The 5,163-nt window shown below is 56.9% G+C and carries 4 protein-coding genes; 2 read left to right on the top strand and 2 right to left on the bottom strand.

All coding sequences use genetic code 11. The features are described from left to right. Positions 1-649 precede the first annotated feature (649 nt). Entirely contained in the window at positions 650-1,930 is a 1,281-nt protein-coding gene (locus B5V03_RS35110; protein WP_129274964.1) for a hypothetical protein, read from the bottom strand. A gap of 154 nt (positions 1,931-2,084) precedes the next feature. Here B5V03_RS35110 and B5V03_RS35105 point away from each other — a divergent pair, with 154 nt between their 5' ends. After that, complete coding sequence (locus B5V03_RS35105; RefSeq protein ID WP_129274963.1) at positions 2,085-3,983, top strand: hypothetical protein; 1,899 nt, start codon at positions 2,085-2,087, stop codon at positions 3,981-3,983. Positions 3,984-4,681: 698 nt separating this feature from the next. Further along, on the top strand, positions 4,682-5,074 hold the full coding sequence (locus B5V03_RS35100; protein WP_245502444.1) for a Crp/Fnr family transcriptional regulator: 393 nt from the start codon (positions 4,682-4,684) through the stop codon (positions 5,072-5,074). Here the strand turns inward: B5V03_RS35100 and B5V03_RS35095 are convergent. Further along, a partial coding sequence (locus B5V03_RS35095) for a transposase domain-containing protein (protein ID WP_143274074.1) occupies positions 5,050-5,163 on the bottom strand: 114 nt, incomplete at its 5' end. The genes B5V03_RS35100 and B5V03_RS35095 overlap by 25 nt on opposite strands.

Genomic DNA, 5,163 nt, shown 5'->3' with positions numbered 1-5,163 from the left:
CGTTCGAGTTCGTCTTCCCATCCCGGCATGGTCAGCCCTCCAAGAGCCGACCACCCATGAATCATTGAAAAATCGATTCGGGAATCCTATAAAACGCGACAAAATCAAATAATCTGCCAAAGTAGTGCTAAGACGTTCTCAGTCATCTGGCAACCGAACCTTAAGAATTTATCATCGGGGAACGAACACTGTTGAGACGGAGGCGACGCAGGATCGCGTTGAAACTTCCTATGCGGATCTTGAAAGAGTGAGCCTCGGCACCACTCAAGGTTCTTTCCTTTTCCCGAACGAATGTGGCGAGGGATGCACCCCCAACGTGGTGGTGCTTCAGTGTCGACACGCGAAGCCTTGCGTCAAGACGGCGGGTCAAGCAGAGCTTGGTGGGGGTGCGTTCTTCGTTTTCGATGATGCGGAGACCACTGTAAATGCGCGCGACGCGATTGCCTTCCTAATCAAGGCAAACGCGAAGTGATGCTGGTCTGGCCCGTCGACCGGCAAGATCGTCGATAGCTCTTTCTTATCGACCAGGAATCGCCCTGTCGTCGGCAGGACCGACTGTTCGTCTATTAAGTTCGTCGCCTAGGCAGTCTCACGCCTGATGCAATTGCAGCGTGATGAGGCCAGCTTCGCAGCGACGAACAAGCAACGATTATTGAATTCCACGTAGGGCGTTTGATAACTGCTCCATTATAATCCAGAACTGCCAAAGCTTCAGTATCAAGAAAAAGCCACCGAGACCAAGGGCGGCTAACATAATGAATAAAACGGCCTTTCCCGCAGCGCCCATCTTGGGTCGGCGGCCCTCAACATCTTTCTTCAGAAACTCATCAGGAGCGCTATTGTGCTCGGGTAGATGATGCAAGAACCACTCACCGGTCGCTTTTTCCTGCGCGTGAAGTGTGTAACCGCCGTTTTCATTCTGACGCCAACCTAGAACAGTAAATTCAAAGTCGCTCTGAGACTCGAACTGAGCTTCCCCGAGATTTGAAAGCCGAATCGACAACTGAAATTTCCGCCCTGCGCCGGGCGTGTAGGCCCATTGGCCCTCGAATGCGAATTGCATCAACTGCCGAAGTTGTTGCGCAAAAGCCATATTGCCGAAGTTGAGACTGCCCTCGAGCTGACGGAGCTGCCGTTCCAGAACCTGAGTTGCGGCACCCTTTCCAATACCTGCGTATCCAAGCGCCCACTGATCTTCATAAAGAACGGTCCTGTAGATAACGGGCGCCACCCCCGAGTTGCGCTGCTCCATCATCCAGCATCCGGCCCGCACAAGAGGGTGGCCGCGCCTTCTGTTTAAGATCTCTTGTCGTCCCGCGGCCACGAATGCCTCGACCGCATCGGACGGCCATTGCGCGACAGCGAGGGATCGAAGGAATTCGGGCAACTCGTTCTCGGAGGAGAACCCCTTAATTCCACTAAGGAGACATGCTTCGGTGAAGCAAATGTAGTACCAAGACATCGAAACCGGGAACCCCGCCGTCCCCGCCCAAAATCCCTTTGATAAGGCGGCCATCGACTTGGCATCGCCGCGAAGCGCGTCGGTAATCACTTTGACGACCTGAGCGTAAGTTTGTTCGTTCAGCTGACCAGAGGCCCGCTTAGCTTTCAGCATAGAAACCACATCTGGGAAGGATGACTCGCCTGTCGGTCGCCAACCCGAAAAGAACGAAGTGTCCTCGATCTCGGCCGGTACCGCAGGGTACTCACGGCGGGGAAGCACCTTCTGGCCCGCGCGTCGTTGTGCATGGATAGCGCTAACCATCCCGTTGACCGCTTGAGCGTCAGTGCGTGCCTCCTGCGCCAGTTTTCTTGACGCATCGGCTCGTGCAACGCTGTCAACTGCTGCGGCCGCGGTCTGAGTAGATAGATGCCGCTGGACTGCAAAATTTCTCAAAACTAATGAAGGATCTTGTGTCGGAGGCGGCATGACCTTCTCCAGCAATCATGCAACGGTCGCCGTAACACGCGGCGGACAGGTTGCAAAAAGGAGTTGTTGCACTAAAATAACCGCTCTAGTGGTAACAATCTTAGGGTTTATTTCTAAGCTTCAACACACACGACCTCGTGAAGGGGATGCAGCCATGGCTCCCGACGACGACCACATTCCGTACGATCATCTCGTCCACGAGCAGCAGATTGACCACGTCCAGGTCGAAAACGTCGACCACGCAGCGGCGCTCGTGCATGACAGCCTCGTACAACAGATCCACGAAGAGCTAATCCCGCACGATCCTGCCTTCTTCGATCACCCGCTTCTGCCGGATCCACAAACCGATGATTTGAGAGACAGCTTTCACCCCCAGGACGACCCTGCGGCCATATTCGACCAAAATTTCTCGACCGACGCGTCCACGATGGTTGATCACGATCAACTCAATGGCGATGGGTCTCACCTATTGCTGCCGGACGATCCTACGGTTGTCTTCGATCCCAACCATCACGACGACCCGGGTCAAATCGTGGAACAAGGGCACCACGATGAGGCTTCAGCGGCGGCCACTGGAACCGGAAATCACGAGCATGTATCCCAACCGCCCCCAGAAACGGCAGGCCATCATGGCGACGACGGCGACGGATACAGCATTCACGACCCGTTTGCCCTGATCGATCCTTCTCATGCCCATCTGGAAATCTCGACGGTCGCGGACATTTCACACGTGGAAGAACATCCCGGGGGACCCGTAGCTCACTACGATGGTCCGGCTCACCTTGAAGCCTTGGCACCTGCGGATCACGAAGACCCGCACGCGACCGGCGCAGCTTCCGAGCACCTGGACAATCCGGCGTCTCTTTTCGAACACGCCCATGACGATGATGGTCAGCCGATACACAGCGAGCCGTCGCAAGTCGACGATCCGTTAGCGGTCTTTAATCCTCCAGGTCACGAGGATGTGGCGGGTTTGCACGGCACAACAGATGTCCACGAGGGCCTGCAACAGACCAGCCATCATGAACAGGATCCCCTTTCTGTCTTCGACTCCCACCATGACACGCCAGCGAACCCGAACGACTACCACGCCATAGAGGAACTGCATCAGGCTCAGGTCCACGACGAGTTGGTCCTACAAGCGCAACACGCCTATGAAGCGCACGTTTTGGCGGACCAACAGATCCAGGACGATCATCGGCGCCGTGTGGAGGCTCAGTCGCAGAGCGACGACGTCCACCTTCGAGATCATCACGATTGGCAGGATCAGGGCGGCGGCCAGGACCCACATGTGGGCGACCAGCACGCCCCGCCAGACCACGGGCATGAAACAGCTGCGGATCCTAGCTTCGAGCCCAACGGCTATCCCGACACGTCTGCTCACTACGACCCGGCATCGGTCTTCGAAAGTCACGCGACGTCGGCACATCTGCCGTTGGTCGACTCGGCTCACCCTGGCCACGCCGACTACGAACAAAATGCCCTTTTTGCCGAAATTGAGAAGGCGGTAGACAATGCAAAATCCCGCACGGATAGCTGGCGGGGATTGGCCGTGTCACAGATGGTCGTACACATCGACGAATACGACCCGGTTTCACGGAATCCCGCGTCCTGGGACGATCCGTCGCAAAAACACTTCCAAGAAGCTTATACGAACATGGCAACCAAGCACGATCTGACGCAGACAAATCAGCCTCCTCCGCTTCCCGCGATATCGCTGCGCGACGCTGAAAGGCTGGATATCCTGGCGGCTCAAGAACATGCGCGCCTGGCCGCTGCAGGCCAAAGGGAGACCGCCCCGTACGATCCAGATGAGCATTTTCGCAAGGCCGCTCTGGGAATGTTGGTTCGGCGATTCTCTGAAGTTGTAGAGCTGAGAGCGATTCACGATGACGCGCGGTCCCGAATCCAAAATTTGAATCGTCCGTACCGCGTTCTCGCCAATGACCTGAACAATCGCGTTTGGGAGCAGATAGCCCAGGGGGCGACCGAAGAAGCGAGGCTCGTTCAAAGAGCGCTCGACACCGCGGATATTCGTCGGCGACGCAAGTAACGCCCGCTCGGCAATCTAAGGAGATACCCATCTCGTCATGGTCTTCACACGGCGACGTGAAATAAGCGTCGAACGAGCAGGAAGGCGCGAGCCTCTTTAGGACGCGGACTCATTAAGGCGCAGCCATAGCCTTCGCGCTGCGGTCTGCTCGTGATAACGCTTCTTTTCGTCCGAACTGGATAGTCGCACGCGCAAGATTGCCAGTTCGTCTCAAAGAGGCTTGCCTCACAGTCGAGCAGACTCAGCTTGTCGCGGATTCTTTGGTGAGCACAGATCGTCTGGCGGAGTTCCTATACGCCCGCTTCCAGTTAGCTTCTGCGCATCATCACCTAACTGATCGCGGTCCGCTTCGCGCAACACTCTTTCACTCAACGTTTGCCGCGCCCCGAAAATTGGAACTCCCTATGGTGTTACCCATACGCATTTTGCAATTGTGCCGCTTAGCGCTGTGATCTAAGTCCACAATGATCCAACGAGACGAGAATTCGCCTCGCGCCGTGTGTGTTTGGAGTTTTGTTCTTGAGATTGAGAGCTTCCGCAGCTGAATGGGATTTCGGAGCGCGAAGCTTGGGCGGATTCAAACGAGGTTTGAATTTGCCGCCTCATGACGCTCGACATGCGATGCGGCGGATGGTTGGCTGCAGGTTTCGGTGACGCTTCCCAGCGCAATTGGTAACCGACTTCTCGCAGCACTACCGGTGGCGGATCTCGATCTGCTGGCACCGGAGCTGGAGATGGTCGCGCTCGATCGGGACGCGGTCATCTCGCGGGCGGGTGACCAGACCGAGCACGTCCTCTTCCCTCATAGTGGCGCCATTTCGGTGATGATCGACATGGCGAACGGGCAGACCGTCGCCAGCGCCGCGATCGGACGCGAGGGAGCAGTAGGCACTCTTTCCGTGCTGGGGCCCTCCTCTGCGGCCGTTACCGCCATCGTTCGTGCCGCGGGCGTCGCCTCAAGAATCCCCGCATCGCGATTCCACGCCGCTTTTAGCCGCAGCCCCGCGATCCGCCACGCAGTCCAGATTCACTTCAGGGCGATGCTGATACAGCGTAAGCGTCGCTGTCAGGCCACGGCTTTGAGGGCTTGAGCGCGGTAGGCCCAGGGCAGTAGCAGGTCGATGTCGCGGTTTGGATGTCCGTTGACGATCCTGGTCAGGACGTCGGTGAGGTAGGCGAG

Source organism: Bradyrhizobium betae, from assembly GCF_004123905.1.
GTDB lineage: Bacteria > Pseudomonadota > Alphaproteobacteria > Rhizobiales > Xanthobacteraceae > Bradyrhizobium > Bradyrhizobium betae_A.
Note: the sequence above shows the minus strand (reverse complement) of the source record. Positions and strands in the feature narration are given on the sequence as shown.

Coding starts and splice junctions, on each gene's coding strand:
- B5V03_RS35110 (WP_129274964.1), bottom strand. CDS start 1,930: ATGCCGCCTCCGACACAAGATCCTTCATTAGTTTTGAGAAATTTTGCA.
- B5V03_RS35105 (WP_129274963.1), top strand. CDS start 2,085: ATGGCTCCCGACGACGACCACATTCCGTACGATCATCTCGTCCACGAG.